Origin of the sequence: Citrobacter sp. MGH105, assembly GCF_001037485.2 — a bacterium.
GTDB classification, from domain to species: Bacteria; Pseudomonadota; Gammaproteobacteria; order Enterobacterales; family Enterobacteriaceae; genus Citrobacter; species Citrobacter portucalensis.
The window spans coordinates 238,603-252,780 of record NZ_CP073049.1 but is presented as its reverse complement, the minus strand read 5'-3'; the positions used below and the strand labels follow the sequence as shown (position 1 = coordinate 252,780).

Annotated in this window: 21 protein-coding genes; 16 read left to right on the top strand and 5 right to left on the bottom strand. The window is 49.5% G+C overall.

Annotated elements, in window-relative coordinates; translation table 11 throughout:
* Positions 1–35 precede the first annotated feature (35 nt).
* The 5 genes from SK35_RS25710 to SK35_RS25690 form a co-directional block, all read right to left on the bottom strand.
* The gene (locus tag SK35_RS25710) at positions 36–290 is read right to left on the bottom strand and encodes a hypothetical protein (protein WP_022652133.1); all 255 of its coding nucleotides are present in this window, start codon (positions 288–290) and stop codon (positions 36–38) included.
* 51 nt (positions 291–341) lie between these two features.
* The gene (locus SK35_RS25705; RefSeq protein ID WP_022652132.1) at positions 342–605 is read right to left on the bottom strand and encodes a hypothetical protein; all 264 of its coding nucleotides are present in this window, start codon (positions 603–605) and stop codon (positions 342–344) included.
* A 100-nt stretch (positions 606–705) separates the two neighbouring features.
* Positions 706–1,047, bottom strand: coding sequence for a hypothetical protein (locus tag SK35_RS25700; RefSeq protein WP_032610383.1), 342 nt, complete (start codon positions 1,045–1,047; stop codon positions 706–708).
* A gap of 462 nt (positions 1,048–1,509) precedes the next feature.
* Positions 1,510–2,286 (bottom strand): hypothetical protein, encoded by a 777-nt coding sequence (locus SK35_RS25695; protein WP_022652130.1) that lies wholly within the window; start codon positions 2,284–2,286, stop codon positions 1,510–1,512.
* A gap of 148 nt (positions 2,287–2,434) precedes the next feature.
* Positions 2,435–3,211 carry a hypothetical protein gene (locus tag SK35_RS25690; RefSeq protein WP_022652129.1) on the bottom strand — a complete coding sequence of 259 codons (777 nt, stop codon included), beginning with the start codon at positions 3,209–3,211 and terminating at the stop codon, positions 2,435–2,437.
* 813 nt (positions 3,212–4,024) lie between these two features.
* Here SK35_RS25690 and SK35_RS25685 point away from each other — a divergent pair.
* The 16 genes from SK35_RS25685 (at position 4,025) to SK35_RS25610 (ending at position 14,133) form a co-directional block, all read left to right on the top strand.
* Complete coding sequence (locus SK35_RS25685; RefSeq protein WP_022652128.1) at positions 4,025–4,492, top strand: hypothetical protein; 468 nt, start codon at positions 4,025–4,027, stop codon at positions 4,490–4,492.
* 63 nt (positions 4,493–4,555) lie between these two features.
* Positions 4,556–4,852: a type II toxin-antitoxin system RelE/ParE family toxin gene (locus SK35_RS25680; protein WP_015063076.1), complete on the top strand. Its 297-nt coding sequence runs from the start codon at positions 4,556–4,558 to the stop codon at positions 4,850–4,852.
* A gap of 242 nt (positions 4,853–5,094) precedes the next feature.
* Positions 5,095–6,042 carry a flavin reductase gene (locus SK35_RS25675; protein WP_224085232.1) on the top strand — a complete coding sequence of 316 codons (948 nt, stop codon included), beginning with the start codon at positions 5,095–5,097 and terminating at the stop codon, positions 6,040–6,042.
* Positions 6,043–6,432: 390 nt separating this feature from the next.
* Entirely contained in the window at positions 6,433–6,810 is a 378-nt protein-coding gene (locus SK35_RS25670) for a hypothetical protein (protein WP_015063074.1), read from the top strand.
* A 135-nt stretch (positions 6,811–6,945) separates the two neighbouring features.
* The gene (locus tag SK35_RS25665) at positions 6,946–7,380 is read left to right on the top strand and encodes a hypothetical protein (RefSeq protein WP_015063073.1); all 435 of its coding nucleotides are present in this window, start codon (positions 6,946–6,948) and stop codon (positions 7,378–7,380) included.
* Positions 7,381–7,443: 63 nt separating this feature from the next.
* A complete protein-coding gene (locus SK35_RS25660) occupies positions 7,444–7,701 on the top strand; it encodes a hypothetical protein (RefSeq protein WP_022652126.1) in 258 nt (85 codons plus the stop codon).
* A gap of 115 nt (positions 7,702–7,816) precedes the next feature.
* Positions 7,817–8,452 (top strand): hypothetical protein, encoded by a 636-nt coding sequence (locus SK35_RS25655; protein WP_022652125.1) that lies wholly within the window; start codon positions 7,817–7,819, stop codon positions 8,450–8,452.
* Positions 8,453–8,513: 61 nt separating this feature from the next.
* Positions 8,514–9,125 (top strand): hypothetical protein, encoded by a 612-nt coding sequence (locus SK35_RS25650; protein WP_022652124.1) that lies wholly within the window; start codon positions 8,514–8,516, stop codon positions 9,123–9,125.
* On the top strand, positions 9,112–10,380 hold the full coding sequence (locus SK35_RS25645) for a DNA methyltransferase (RefSeq protein ID WP_022652123.1): 1,269 nt from the start codon (positions 9,112–9,114) through the stop codon (positions 10,378–10,380). The genes SK35_RS25650 and SK35_RS25645 overlap by 14 nt, the downstream gene beginning before the upstream one ends.
* Positions 10,381–10,555: 175 nt before the next feature.
* Positions 10,556–10,864 (top strand): hypothetical protein, encoded by a 309-nt coding sequence (locus tag SK35_RS25640; RefSeq protein ID WP_022652122.1) that lies wholly within the window; start codon positions 10,556–10,558, stop codon positions 10,862–10,864.
* A gap of 82 nt (positions 10,865–10,946) precedes the next feature.
* Positions 10,947–11,387 (top strand): type II RES/Xre toxin-antitoxin system antitoxin, encoded by a 441-nt coding sequence (gene parS, locus SK35_RS25635; protein ID WP_032610495.1) that lies wholly within the window; start codon positions 10,947–10,949, stop codon positions 11,385–11,387.
* Positions 11,384–11,842 carry an RES family NAD+ phosphorylase gene (locus SK35_RS25630; protein ID WP_022652120.1) on the top strand — a complete coding sequence of 153 codons (459 nt, stop codon included), beginning with the start codon at positions 11,384–11,386 and terminating at the stop codon, positions 11,840–11,842. Before parS ends, SK35_RS25630 begins: the two co-directional genes overlap by 4 nt.
* 37 nt (positions 11,843–11,879) lie before the next feature.
* Positions 11,880–12,110, top strand: a complete 231-nt coding sequence (locus SK35_RS25625) for a hypothetical protein (RefSeq protein WP_022652119.1) — start codon at positions 11,880–11,882, stop codon at positions 12,108–12,110.
* Positions 12,111–12,444: 334 nt separating this feature from the next.
* Entirely contained in the window at positions 12,445–12,777 is a 333-nt protein-coding gene (locus SK35_RS25620; protein WP_022652118.1) for a hypothetical protein, read from the top strand.
* Between the two features lie 56 nt (positions 12,778–12,833).
* Positions 12,834–13,097, top strand: coding sequence for a hypothetical protein (locus SK35_RS25615; RefSeq protein ID WP_032610382.1), 264 nt, complete (start codon positions 12,834–12,836; stop codon positions 13,095–13,097).
* A 229-nt stretch (positions 13,098–13,326) separates the two neighbouring features.
* Positions 13,327–14,133 (top strand): hypothetical protein, encoded by an 807-nt coding sequence (locus SK35_RS25610; protein ID WP_015063028.1) that lies wholly within the window; start codon positions 13,327–13,329, stop codon positions 14,131–14,133.
* Positions 14,134–14,178: the final 45 nt, after the last annotated feature.

The window sequence follows — 14,178 nt, the reverse complement described above, 5'->3', positions numbered from 1 at the left end:
GGTTGTCACCTTACTGTTGTGCTCATTCACCGCGCTTAACTCGCGTGAGCCGATTCTTTACGTTTATTGATAAGAAACTCTTCACCGCACGTTCCGCATTTCAAAATGTATTCTGCGTGCCTGAGTTGCTTTAAGGACATTGCTTTGCAAACGGGGCAGGCAAGGTGTTCTGAAAGCCGACGCATCAGTTGATTAATTTCAGAGCATTGTTCTGGCGTTAACTTGTGGCGGGTTTCCCACTTATAGGTCGCTTCCCGCACGACACGAGCCACGATATTTTTACCCTTCATCACTCTTGTCCTCCGGTGCAGCCAGCCATCTTACTCACTTCCGTGCGCATGTCAGCGAATAATGACCAGGTCAGGACCAAAACTGAATCCATCGCCCATCCGGTCGGAATGCTTCGATACATACGATTTCCCGTACTTCTCCAGGTCTTGCAGGCTTGATTTTGCCAGATTCCATGAATACTCATGCCCCCAGATTTCCCCATCCCGATCAGCAAATCTTGCGGGTTTATAGTTGTCCTTGAGCAGAGCATAGACACGTTCGAGAGTTGGTAATTCTGGACTGGTCTTAACGTTAGATGCGTCAGCGTTCGTCATTATTATGTACTCATTCGAGTTGATGGATAGGGAAGGTTGCACGCGAACTGTGGCGCTCCCCGTTTTACTGATAACCTGTCGGTGCTCATGCACTACGAAATTAGAATGATTGAAGGCACGTCACGCTTCCCGAAAACCTTTTCCCGTTCCGGCGTTTAGGAAGCGAGTATTCGCCGTCAAACCGGTAGATGCCGACCTTAGAGCAGGGTCCTCCGTCTTTAACCAATTCCCAGATGAAATCGGCACGGTCACTGAAATAGCCAGGACCTTCGTCAAAGGATGAAAATTCACTATGCACAACACACAGATCGCCGTGCTGACCGTTGATAAAAACGAAGTGACCTTTATGCTTTTCGCCTGGCTTCGCATCGAGGTGTCCAAACGTTTGATACATTACGGAGGCTTGATGTTCTGCCCCTGTCTTTCCAAGTAATTCACGCATCTCACTCCCCCTTTGCAGTTGCGACCATTGCACGGTAAACATCTGCAAGACGCTGGCTCATTAATCGAGACATTTTTCCAGTGGCCGAAGTTATCTGCTTCCGGCCTGCAATTAGCTGTTCCATCGTGGGAACTACCGGGACGCGGGTCATACCTTCCACTTCTCCTGCGCCAGTAGTGGTAACTTGATCAACATACTGCTCAACCTGATGCTGCTCTTCGTCGGTCCTCCATTATGATTTCTTCAATCAGACGTCTTACAACCCAGTTACTTAGGTTGCTTTGTGACGGAAGGCGCTTATACCTTCCGCCTCGGCCATTTCGTTGCCCGCGCTGAGCATTCCAGCGTCGAAGTACGCCATCGTTAATTTTCGGTGGTAGTGTGGCAACATCGCCCATCTGCCTGACTCCTGTCCTGAATTATTTCACTCGGGGCCAAAATACCGCTGTGTTGTTTGCCAGGTTACACCCCTGGCACCAACAGGGACGGGCTGTTATAAGAAAAGCGGTCTACTGGAGCATCTTCAAATCCGTGGTTCGGCGCATCTGGTGTCAGAACAAGGCCGTCATGTGCCGCGTGAATATGCAGCAGTGAATCACTGCCCGTGTCGATGTGCAGCGTCGGTACACCCCGATCGATCTCAAAAATGAGGCCGAAACAAGTCGTGCCGGATTCATTCACCACTTCACACTGAATGTTTTTCTCTTCTAACAACACCTTCACCTGATAGGACTGACAGTCTTCTTCTGGCAGCTGGGTTTCACCCAGTTGCCAGTCCTGTAACGTCCGGATAATCTCTGAAGGCGTTGCCTGCGATTCCGGCGTCAGAAGCGCATACACCTGCTGGCGGAACTGCTGGCTCAACTCCTCCATCAGGGGATTGTCCTCGCCATCGAAATGTTCTTCCCAGCCATCAGGATCAGCGTGCATCCAAACGTTATGCGTCAGAGACGGTAGTGAGTCGTCAGGGTGTACGATGAGATATGGGGAGCTTTCTTTTGTTTCCAGATAGCGGACAGGCTGGCCATCCAGCAAAGCTTCATCAACTGCCGTACCATCGGTTTCCGGCAATGCGATTTCCGTGACATTGCCGCCGCAATGCTCTGCCACAACACGCCCCAGATCCTCCATCAGTGCGCGATGTTTTTCTGGAGAATCCAGCTCGCCCAATAATTCCGGTTTTACCAGTAATGCAGTAATAATTGTTGCCAGTTCACGAGTTGAAATTAATTTAGCCATGATAGTCATCCTTTCATCTGATGTGTTAATTCTAACAGTTTCGGTTTGCTGGCTAATAACCCGGCGTGAAGTTTTTTAAAAATATATTCGCCCTTTAAACAAAGAGCGAACAATGGAATTAAAAAAGGACAAATTTGTAATTAATGAATCAGGAGGCTGCTTTAACTAATAAGCCAGGGCGACCGTTGGTATACCTGTCAGGCGGCGAAATACCGAATTCATGATTCAGGGAGTCAGTTGAAAGGACCATGCCGCCGTGAGCAGCCTGGACGTGCAGAACTGAAGGATCAGTGTCACCCGCGTTTACATGGACCGAGGGAACACCATTTTCAATTAACAACGTCAGGGCCATTACCAGGCGTGATTCCACATCCTGTACTGCCAGCTGGGCATGACCGCCGAGCGCCATAGTAACGATAAACTCTGCTGAAGACCCGGGCTGTTCGTCGTCGAGGTTGCAGTAATCACGCATTCGTACCACCTGCGAGGGAAGATTAGCATGGTTGGTTTGTGTCTGAAGGAGCATCCGCTGGAGGGCGTAGCGGCGAACTGAGCACTCTTTATGCGTCGGCAATTCATCAGGGCTTTCTTCGTCGCTGCCTTTGATATGGTCAAGCCAGCCATCTCGGGCATGGTGACGCCAGACATTATCGGTGAGGGAGTGCATGTCCGCGCCGGGAGATACGACGAGATAAGGGGTTACATCCGGAGAGGTCAGATAATCGGCCTGGCTTGATTCATCGCGATCCACCGGCATGATCACACCGTCAATCTCTCCTCCGCAATGTTTCGCCACCAGCTCAGCGATATCCTGCATAAATGCTTTATGCGACTCCGGTGTTTTTAATTCATTCATTAATGTGGGTTGCACCAGTAATCCACAGACAATTTCCGCAAGCTCGGCAGGTAATAGACATTTTGGCATGGTTGGTTCTCCTCTTTTTTGAATGAGAACACTCTAACATTCCGGCTTATTTTCCAAATAAGTTGAAGGCATTTATTTTTTTAAAAATTCATATCCAAACTATAATTAAAATAGTCCATTTTAATCTCAGAAAAGTAACTTTTCTAAAGGCTTATCGGGAGGGCATTAACGAGTGTTTCGTAATCACATTTGTGCCAGTTGAAAGCCGGTGTGCATGACCATTGTTTCGTGACCTTAAACCCAGGAATCGTCGAGCGTCTGGGAGAAAGGCTGCGACACCTTCGGTTAAGATGGGTCTTGTGAGTGGGGAAGGGACGCTACAGCCGGAAGACAAACTGAATCTGCCATTTCAGCCCGCGAGTATCCCGACCCTGTGCCACCGTTTTATAGCTAACATTTCTCCTTTACTGTAGCATTCTGCCGTTTCGCCATCCTCTCGGAACTTCGGTATACCGCGAGCGGAATATTTGCCAGTCATATGGCCCTTACTGGTAACCGGAAAAAAGCTTCATGAAGGCGGATAGGAAGTTCCTTAGACGCATATGGTGTTTTTAAATTAACACATAAGCATTGCTACTCATAAGGATGTAAAATAACCATGCCCATTAAGGATGTAATTAAGACCTCATTGGTTTTTTTTTGGTATTTGTAAACAGACAATTCCGAAAATATTTCTCAGTAAAATTGAATCCTGCATATATAAACTGCCTTTAGCAGTGCTGCAAAATTATTTTTAAAAATCTTTCATTCAGGTTATTAGCCAGCGAGACCAATCTGTCATGATTACTTCAGACCAAACCTGAGGAATCAAAAATGGATAAATACTTTGACCAGAGCGGAATTGAAATCGACAACGCTAAGATTCAGTGTATTGATTCAGTAAAAGGCACCGGGGAATATATTTATCGGGTCACTTGCAATAAATGCAAAGGCCGTGGTGAGCGTAAACACTTTTATAGGAGCCGCTGCATGGCATGTAATGGTACGGGCTATAGCCTGGTCACAACCCGTACATGTTACACCCTTTCCGCGTTATATCGCACATACCCGGAAGCGGCACGCAAGATTTCAGCAGCTCAGGCAGTAGTGCGTCAGCGTGCTGTACAATCAAAGACTTCCGCGTTCAATCTGTGGTGTAAGAGCAATCAGGAACTGGTTGACGCCATCACACAGCAAGACGGGGAGAACAGCTTTCTGAACAGTCTGAAATCGACGTTATCACGGAAATATCCATTAAGTGATAAACAACTAACGGTCGCAGCCAGAATTCTCGGGATTTAATAAATCAGCTTCAGGCTTTTATAATTCTTATTTAATTTTACTCATTCCATTACGGAGGAAGATATGATCCATTCATTTAAAGACAGACGGCTGGAAAGCTTTTTCCGTAATGGAAAGTCCACAGCAGGTATTCCTGCTGATCTGTTAAATGCGATTTCATGCAGACTGAAAACGTTAAATAATGTAAAAAACGAACGCGAATTGTTATCAAGTAGTTTGCGTTACGAACGCTTAAGGATGACCGCAAACCGGTACTCTTCCATTCGAGTTAATTCAAAATATCGGTTATTCTTTGTGTGGAATGATGGCGTACATAACGTTCACCTGTCGGCGCATGATTATAAATCGCTAATCCATTAAGGTAAAAAATGAAACTTTTCGGTATTTTATCCAGGGATGCAGGCACGGATGCGATGTTTTATATTCAGACCAGCACTAAACAACAGGCAAGCTTCATATTTGATGCCCTTGTCCCCCGGCTGAATGCGCATTGCCAACTGATCGACCCACTGAATGAAACAATTATACCTTCACTAAGCCGGACGACACTTTCTTTACAGCCCTGGTCCCAGAATACCCAGACACGGACGAGTGAGCTGAAGATGACGACGCACGGTCTGACTCTCTCCGGGGCAGTGATGGTGGAACACTCCCGGCAGATCGTCGACTTCTGCGATAACCTGGGCCTGCGCCTCGATGCACCCACCGGGAAACCCAGCTGGACAGAACTGATCAATGCTGACCTTGAGCAGCTTAATTCCCCGCGTTTGTTCCCCGTCCTTACCCAATCTGGCACGGAAGGACAGTTTCAGATCTATGTCCCGGCACCGGCTGTCATTGACGCCGACGTAGTCATTGCAAGCGTGATCGGCGAGTGTTTTAGCGGCGTTACCCCGTACTGCGTGAACGGCACTCCATATCCGCTGACTGAAAAGCCGCTGATCCGGATGGAGGCACACGTTAGTGACATGCATACACGGGTTTTTGAGCTGACATTCGTCAGTTATAACCTGGCCCTTACTGCGACGGTATATGACAACAATCTGCGCCAGGTTCTGATGCTGTGTGAAGATTTTGGTGTCACCCTTCAGGGGCGAGCGGGTGCATCCTGTCATGCCTACATGCGTAACGAATACCGGCGGCTTGCACATGTAGGTGTTTGCTCACGCTCCGGGGCTGAAGACGATGTCCGCGCTTACAGCTCATATAAAGAGGAAACCCTGATCCGGCAGCTGCTGAATCAGGCGACGGCGGACAGCACATTGATCCCGGCGCGACACGGCCAGCAATTTAACGGTGTGCTGATGAATGCCACCCCGTCATCAGCAACCACCGGATTTATCTACCTGTCACAGGAATTCCCGCAAGGCCAGTTTATGATGACGGCGGAAGTGGTGAATGCCAGCAGCACGCCACGGGGGATCAGTTACATCGAAACGGTGGACGGTTACCGTTTTATTGTGACTGCATACGACACGAGAGCGATGAATTCCCTGACCGAATTTCTTGAAGTTAACGAGACCTATTTTACCCCATACCGCTGGGCGTAGCGCCAGCGCACCGGACAGCCAGGGAGGGCATCCGGAAAAGGTGATTTCACGCCATCAACAGAGCGCGAAACTCGCAGAAAAACAGACTGGCCCTATTTTAATACCCGATCACCGAAGCCAATTGCCTTCCGGGCAGAATGCCTGAGTATACCGGGTCTTAGCGACGTGGGATCAGGGCAGCCGGGAAAAGTAACTTTTGAAAAATTAGACGTGGTCAGTCGGCATGGTGTATTAAATTTCAAATCCTCTGGTTATATTCCTTCTTATAAACAATCCTCCTAATTTTTAAAGCTATCAATCACATCATCAACTATTCGGAAAAATTTTGCCGCAGGTTATTAGCCGTCGAGCGCGTCCTGGTATAATTGCCACATACCAACAGGAGACATCATGAATAAATTAGATATCATTTCCAGTCAGCTTAATTTCATTTCCCTTCTTAATGCTGTCGGTTATTCCGTATCTGATGTTGTATTTAAACGTCACGGTGCATCAACCGACTTTAATGCAGGTTTCTGGACGTTTGTCGCGGAGCAGAAAGATCGCTATATCGAAGTGTCGTGCAGCCTGTCACATCCTACCGCAGAAGGCACGCAGCATATCGATGTGCGCATTGATATGTTTGAAGACCCGATTGATGATGAGATCTCCCGGACTTTAGACACCAACACCTATGCCACGAATTATAAATATATTGAGCGAGTGCCGTTTACTGAATCCGTCAAAAGAGAATTTACCACCAGCCTTGGTGATATTATTTCAGAATAGTGCCAGCTTAATTCACGGCATGGATGCCTGAGATTTTCTTCAAAATATTCTCTTCCGGGTTATTAGGTTTTGAACCCAACCTGGTATTATATATCTACAGGCAATGCCAACAAATAATGAAGCGTCGGAGGCGATATGAGCATTCAGGAATTCGATTTTACCACCTGTGATTTATTTTCCATTCTGGACTCTCTGAATTATTCCCGCGAGGATATTAATGGTCTTACTCCGGCTATTTTCCGGGACGGCGAATTATCGAGAGTCTCTCTCTCTGTCGTCCAGTCTACCCGCTCGGCGGAAATCACGATCAGCCAGCGCGTGAGCACCGCCACAGGTCTCCGCTGCTATGTGCTGTTGATTGCGCAGCATGAAGACCGCATCCACAGTGAAGCCCTCAGCCAAGATGCTGAGGCGCAGTATCAGGTGAATCGCTTTATCCGCAAGATGGCTGAAGTCACGGATGCCAGCACCAAATCGATCAAGAAATGCTCTCAGATGATGAAAAAAATCATAAAGGAGCACCAGTTTAAAGCCAATCCTTCTTTCGGCCAGAGTTTCATCAAGGGTTGATTGAGTCTTGCCCCGGACGCCGGGGCAACGCTGAATAAACCCCTAACCAGCCGGGAGGCGCAGATGCCTGAAAAAAACTTCATTGTCAAAATTGTATGCCGGAATGGCGAGTATGAGCATTCCAGCGTGAAGCTTGTCGCCAGCGATACTGAGGCAAACGCCAGCCAGACGGCATTACTGAATGAGTGTCGCGACGAGGTCGAAGCACTGAGTTTTGAAGACGGCGGAGTGTATGATCTTGGCGGGGAATTCTTCTATCAAGTGAAGAGCTGCCAACAGCTGCCACCGGAGGATGCGGAGATCCTACTTCGTTACCTGTGAACCCGTGGACGGTTGCGTCAGCCGCCGTCCGTTGTAACGCGATCTTGCCTGCCCAGCCCGAGGGTTATGTGGTAATTTCCCGGCAACAGAATGATTCGAAATTAAGGTTATCAGTATGAAAAGTAAATTTGCTGAGCTGCCGGTGAAAAACGGGAAATCCGGTAACTGGACGCTGGACTCCTTTGTGATTACGCCAGAAAAAGCGCAGACCCTGAAGCTTCGCGCCGAATATACAAAGGATCAGGATGAATATATCCCGGCAGGCGTCTACCGGCGTTTGTCCTGTGATAACGAAGTGGTGATGTCCAATACGCCGATGGAGATCCGTACCTGTGAAGCTTTCATTGAGCGAGCAACTGGACGCATCCTGATTAACGGACTGGGGCTGGGAATGGTGCTGCACGCCATTCTTCAGAAGCCTGACGTGACCCACGTGACCGTCATTGAGAAGTCTCAGGATGTGATGAACCTGGTTTCCAAAGCATTTGCTCACGATCCCCGCGTTGAAATTATCCTTGCGGATGCTCTGAAATACTGCCCACCGGCAGGCGTTACCTTCAATGTGTGCTGGCATGATATCTGGCCAGATTTTTCGAGATCAAATCTTGATGAAATGGAAGCGCTCGAACGCAAATATCTCCACCTGTGCGACTGGCAGGACTCGTGGGGTAAAGAGCAGTGTGAAGCTGCCCTGATTCGTTTCGCGGCGCTGGAATCGTCACTGGAGTCCCTGATGCAGAAAGGGAAGTGACCTGCTTCACCGTCTTCCTGCGCCCACTTACGTTGAACTGAATCCATTTTAAGGATGACTGATGAAGAGTTGCTTTTCTAATTTACCTGTTAAAGATGGAACATCCGGTGCCTGGACACTGGACAGCTTCGAAATCTCCAAAGATAAGGCGGTTAGCCTTTTCCTCCGTGCCGCTACGGAGGATATCGACGCGGTTTTACAGCCCGGTAACTATCGCCGCCTTTCAAATGGCAGAAATGTGGTGATGACCAATTTGCCATACGAAATCCAACTCTGTCAGGAGTTCATAAAGCGAGCGACAGGGCACGTCCTGATCAACGGACTGGGGCTGGGGATGGTGCTGCACGCCATTCTTCAGAAGCCGGAAGTTAACAACGTGACTGTCATTGAGAAGTCGCAGGATGTGATTAACCTAGTTGCCGAGGCCTTTGCCCACGATCCCCGTGTTGAAATCATCCATGCGGATGCTCTGGAATACTGCCCACCGGCAGGCGTTACTTACGATGTGTGCTGGCACGACGTCTGGGCGGGATTATCGAGTTCAAATCTCGATGAAATGGAAGCACTCGAACGCAAATATCTCCACCTGTGCGACTGGCAGGACTCGTGGGGTAAAGAGCAGTGTGAAGCCGCCCTGGTCCGTTTTTCAAGGATGGCTGATGAGCAACCTTAACAGCGATTTGATTGCGCGGATCTATGCCGCGTCAGACACCCCGTTAACGAACGAAGAGCTGTATCGCGAGGTACAACGCGAAACGGGGATGTCGGATGCAGAACTACAGAAAATGAAGGCGTTCGGCTCGGACAAAATGCGAACCAGCGGCGTCAAGCATCAGGTTCGCTGGTATCAGCAGACGCTGCGGCAGGCCGGGGTGATCGAGCGTGTCCCGGAAAAGCGGGGCGTCTGGCGCTATGCCTTCAAAAATGACAAGAAGCTGCATGAGTCCTGGGACAAACTGTGCGTCGTTGGCTTCTCAACTTCGCTCGGGGCATCGGTCTTCGGGAATGCGTACGCGTTCTTCAGCAACATCAATGAGCAAATCCATCTCTGCCTTACGTCGCCCCCGTTCCTGCTGCGTAATGCCCGAAATTACGGGCACGGCGGCGGACGCGGTGAGCAGGCGTATATTGACTGGCTGCTGCGGATTCTTGAGCCTATCGTGAAGCAGCTCGTGCCGGGGGGCAGCGTGGCGCTCAATGTGACGCAGGACAGCTTTAATCCAGGCAGGCCATCGCGCTCTCTGTATCTGGAAAGACTGACACTGGCGCTGTGCGATAAGCTGGGTCTTGAGCTGATGGACAGACTGAACTGGGTGAACCGAGCGAAACCCCCGTCGCCGACTCACTGGGCGTGTAAACAGCGTGTTCAGCTCTGTTCGTCTTACGAGCCGGTGCTGTGGTTTACTAATGACGCGCAAAAGGTTCGTTCGAACAACATGCGCGTTCTCCAGCCTCATTCAGAGCAGCATCAGAAATTGCAGGCGTCCGGCGGCGAAAACCGCACTACATTTTACGGGGATGGCGCTTACCAGCTTAAAAATGGCGCCTTCGGCAATAAGACAGAAGGGACTATCTCCAAAAATACGCTTATGTTTGGCAATGCCTGCCCGGATACGCGGCTCTGCCATCGCATCGCCCGCGAACTGGGGTTTCCGCTGCACGGTGCAACGTCACCCACTCGACTCGCCGCATTCCTGATCGAGTTCCTCACCAGGCCTGGTGATCTGGTAGTTGAGCCATTTGCCGGTCTGCACAAAGTACCGGTTGCCGCTGAGCGGCTCGGCAGACGTTGGTATGCAACGGACAAAATAATGGAATGGCTCGGGATCTCGCGCAGCCTGTTTACAGAAATGCCGGGATACCAGAGCAGCCCGATACTCGATGACCTGGTTGCCCTTTACCGTGATGAACTGCGGGAAGGGGGATGAGCTGGGCGGTTTAGCCTGGCCAGCAGCCGGAAGTGACGCCAGCGGGGATGTCCTGCGGCGACGGCGCTGACAGAAAATGATTCAGCAACATACCGGCGTAATGGCCACCAGGATTCTTCTCCCGGATGCCTTAAAAACGACGGCGACAATTTTAATCACTGAAGGGAGTGTGAGCATGAAGAATTTGACTGAACAGGTTTCCCCCATTGAACTGCAAAAGGGCGACCGTGTTGAAGCGTACGGCGCATTAATGGAAGTGATGCACATCGTTGAATCCGGCTGTGATGTCCCCGGCGGCGTCCGCGTTGCCGCCTGCGTCTCGCGGGTTATCGGTGACACCACCGGTACTATTCCGCGTGGATGGCTGGAAACGCCCGAACAAATGTCGGAACGGGGGGCAACCTGGGCCGCAGAGCTTCCGGCTGGGCTGTACTGGAACATTCAGGGCAATGCCCATGCCAGAGTCAGCCGGGTGACGAACTGACGTTATGAGAAAGGTGAAAATATTGCCAGTAGTCACCCATATGGTATAATTGACATACCAAATGGGAGGGTCGGTTATGACTATGAAAGTTTTTTCTCCAGATTTATCCAAAATGAACCCGCACGGCTTATGGCAGGTGGTGGGTCTGGATAATGACGGCATTGCGCTGATGGACAAAATTAGCCACGGACTGGAAGGTAAAGTCGCTCATTCCATTTCTGAATGGGCGAACATCACGCCGTCGGAACTGCGCAAAATGTCCGGCATTCCGAACACCACCTTCAATCGCAGCGTAAAAGCCCGTTTCACTGCGGATCAGAGCGAACGTCTGGTGCGTATTATTCGCGTCATTGAACGGGCTGTAGAGCTGTTCGAAGGCGACAAAGAGGCAGCACAGAAATGGATGAACGAGCCAAACCGTGGCTTGAGCTGGAAGACTCCGGCAGATGTTGTCTCTTCGGAAACCGGCGCACTCGAAGTGATGCGCCTGATCACCCGTATTGAACACGGAGTCTATTCGTGATCCTGTATCGGATGACCAAGACCCGCTATATTACGACTGCATGGTCGGGATTAGGTGCGAAAGAAGCGGGAGGCCGCTGGAACAGTGTCGGCACAGCACTTGTCTATCTGTCCGAGACGGCCTCTCTGACCATGCTGGAGACGCTGGTGCATATCAATGCCCCGCAGCTTCTGGACGCTTACACGCTGCTGAGCATTGATGTCCCGGATGACCAGATCCAGGCCTTTGACTTGAACCTGCTGCCGCCGGGCTGGGCAAGTGAAGATGCGCCCGCAGAACTTGCCCTGTATGGCGATAACTGGGCTGAAAGTGGCTCTTCTGTTGCCCTGCGTATTCCCAGTGCATTATCTCCGGTGGAGTTTAACTACCTTTTAAATCCGGCTCATCCGGCGATTTTTGATCTGATGAAAACCGTCCAGAAAATTCCTTACCAGTACGACACACGGCTGAAATAGTTTCAGGTTTATATAACCTCCTGGATTGAGATGATAAATGATGACAAGCGAAAAAATCTTTAAAATCAGTGTATCGCTCGTTGTGTTATTTTCTTTCGTTTACTGGGGGCTTGATCCCGAATTTATCTGTAAATTTGCCAGTGACCCATCCAGTACCTGTGATTATTCTGAGCGTATTCCATTGCTTAACTTTATTTCTTCAGTATGGGCATTGATGCTGACTGTGACTCTGGCTGGCATTCTCGTTAAGTGGGTCAGAAAAAATTAGCCGCAGCTTTTGAACCGGGACAGGCTCTTCATAACGTCTTGTGTTCCGTCTGGTATTGCAACCGGGGCAGAGAGTATTTTACTTCAGATAATAACCTGAATATTTGAAATATACTTTTATACCAGACGATGCAGGTTCGTTGCGTACTTAATTCCGAATATGTCAAATGTGAAATGAATTGCAATCGGATAATGTGATTTTGCTGTTTCCAGATTTGTTCTCTTCCTGTTTTATTCCTCTATTTTTAAAAATTTCGCTTTGTACTTATTAGCCAGTGAACCGACTTTGCTAAAATATCCCTACAGCAACCCAACTGACGGTCGAGGTTAATAGTATGGAATCCGAACAGCTCATCACTAAAATTACTCAGACACTGAAACGCCCCGACGGCTCTGAAGTGCGTATTGTGGTGCAGCAGTCATTTGGCTTAGGCCTCACGCCTTCGCTGGGTGTGTATGTCCTGCGTCGCCCGACCACTGTCGACAACTGGCAGTTGTGCAAAAACACACCGCACAAGGACTGGCGCACCATGTCGGTGGATGAATACCAGAAACACGGGCGTTCTGAAATGCTGCGGTACGTCTCCATCGGCGAAATCCTTCGCCTAAGCGCCGCGATTGGCAAACCGATGAGCTACGTTGATACCTGTCCGGGTTTACAGGGCTGATGGTGTATTTTACCCGTAGCAGAACTGACAAATTTAAAAATTGCAGACGGAGAAAAATGATGATTAACAAACAGGGCAACGCTGTAAATCTCCCGGACTTAAGCCGACTGTATATTATCTCAGGCCGCATGATGTTTGATGATGAGGAAGAAGTGATGCTGGTTGAAGCCGACTCCTCCGGTGAAGCAGAAGCGGCATTCCGGCGACATATCGCCGACAGAGAGGCACACATTGAAAAGGCACTTGTCATTTCGTCGGCGTCCCTTCAATCACTGTTACCAGACCGGATCATTGTTTCCGCCCTGACACATACCTTATAACTGAATCTTTCCCATTTAATAAATGCCGCCCTTGTGGCGGTTTTTTATTTTTTCCGCATAATTACTTAATGCCGTCCTCTAAATAATGGCTGGATTAATAAATATGGCGCCTGTCTTCTCTATAAAAACTTCGAAAATATTTCATTTCGGGTTATTAGGTGCGGGTATCTGTTTTGATATTATCTATTCACAGACAGCAATCACACTTAATTAAATAAGGAGTTATGCAATGGCAAATAATTACACTCAGGCATCCTTCACAATTCTCTGTTCACAGGAACAGGCTCAGATGGCTCTGGACGCGATTGCGTATGTTACGGACACGGATGTGTCGGAAGGTGATCACCTGCTGTCTAAACCTGCTTCAGAGTGTTCCCTCACTGAACTGCTGGTCCTGGGTATTATTCAGAACCACCCGGAGTGCGATCCGTTTGAGCCGACTTTTGGTCAGCCGGAGTCACCAGAAGACAATTACGAGCTGGAACTCAAAGCGGAAATCACCGGTAGCGGTCTGGCAATCAGCCATGATGAAAGCATTAACCTCGACCACGCAATCGCGGTAACAACTGCCGTGTTGTCGGTGTTTAACCTGCCTGAAATGGTCACAATCAATGCCGCTTTCGTCTGCGACCGACCACGCGAAAACGAGTTCGGCGGTGCGACAATCGTGGTGACTAAAGATACACACCACTATGAGGAAGGCTTTAATTTTTCCCGCCTGATGAACGAAGCCCATGATGCCGGTGTTCAGTATGCGTTGGTGAAAGTGAACCAGTATAACCACGAAAACACATACACAGAATGCTATCTGATGAGCTGCAAAGCGTCTGAATCGCCTTATGACGTTGCACGCCACCGCCTGGCCTCGGACGAGAGTACTTCTGACGATCCTGATGAGGATGGAGTCATCATTCTCAGCGAAGAAGACAACACCAGCATGGCGCTTCACAGCGTCACCGAACTGACGCCCGTCGTGTACGACAGCCTGAGCAAATTGCTGCCTTCGCTGGACGTATTGTGCCCCGTGACTGCCTGATAACCCTAGATTGCCACCGGGACAGCCGGTGGCATGGAGAGCTGA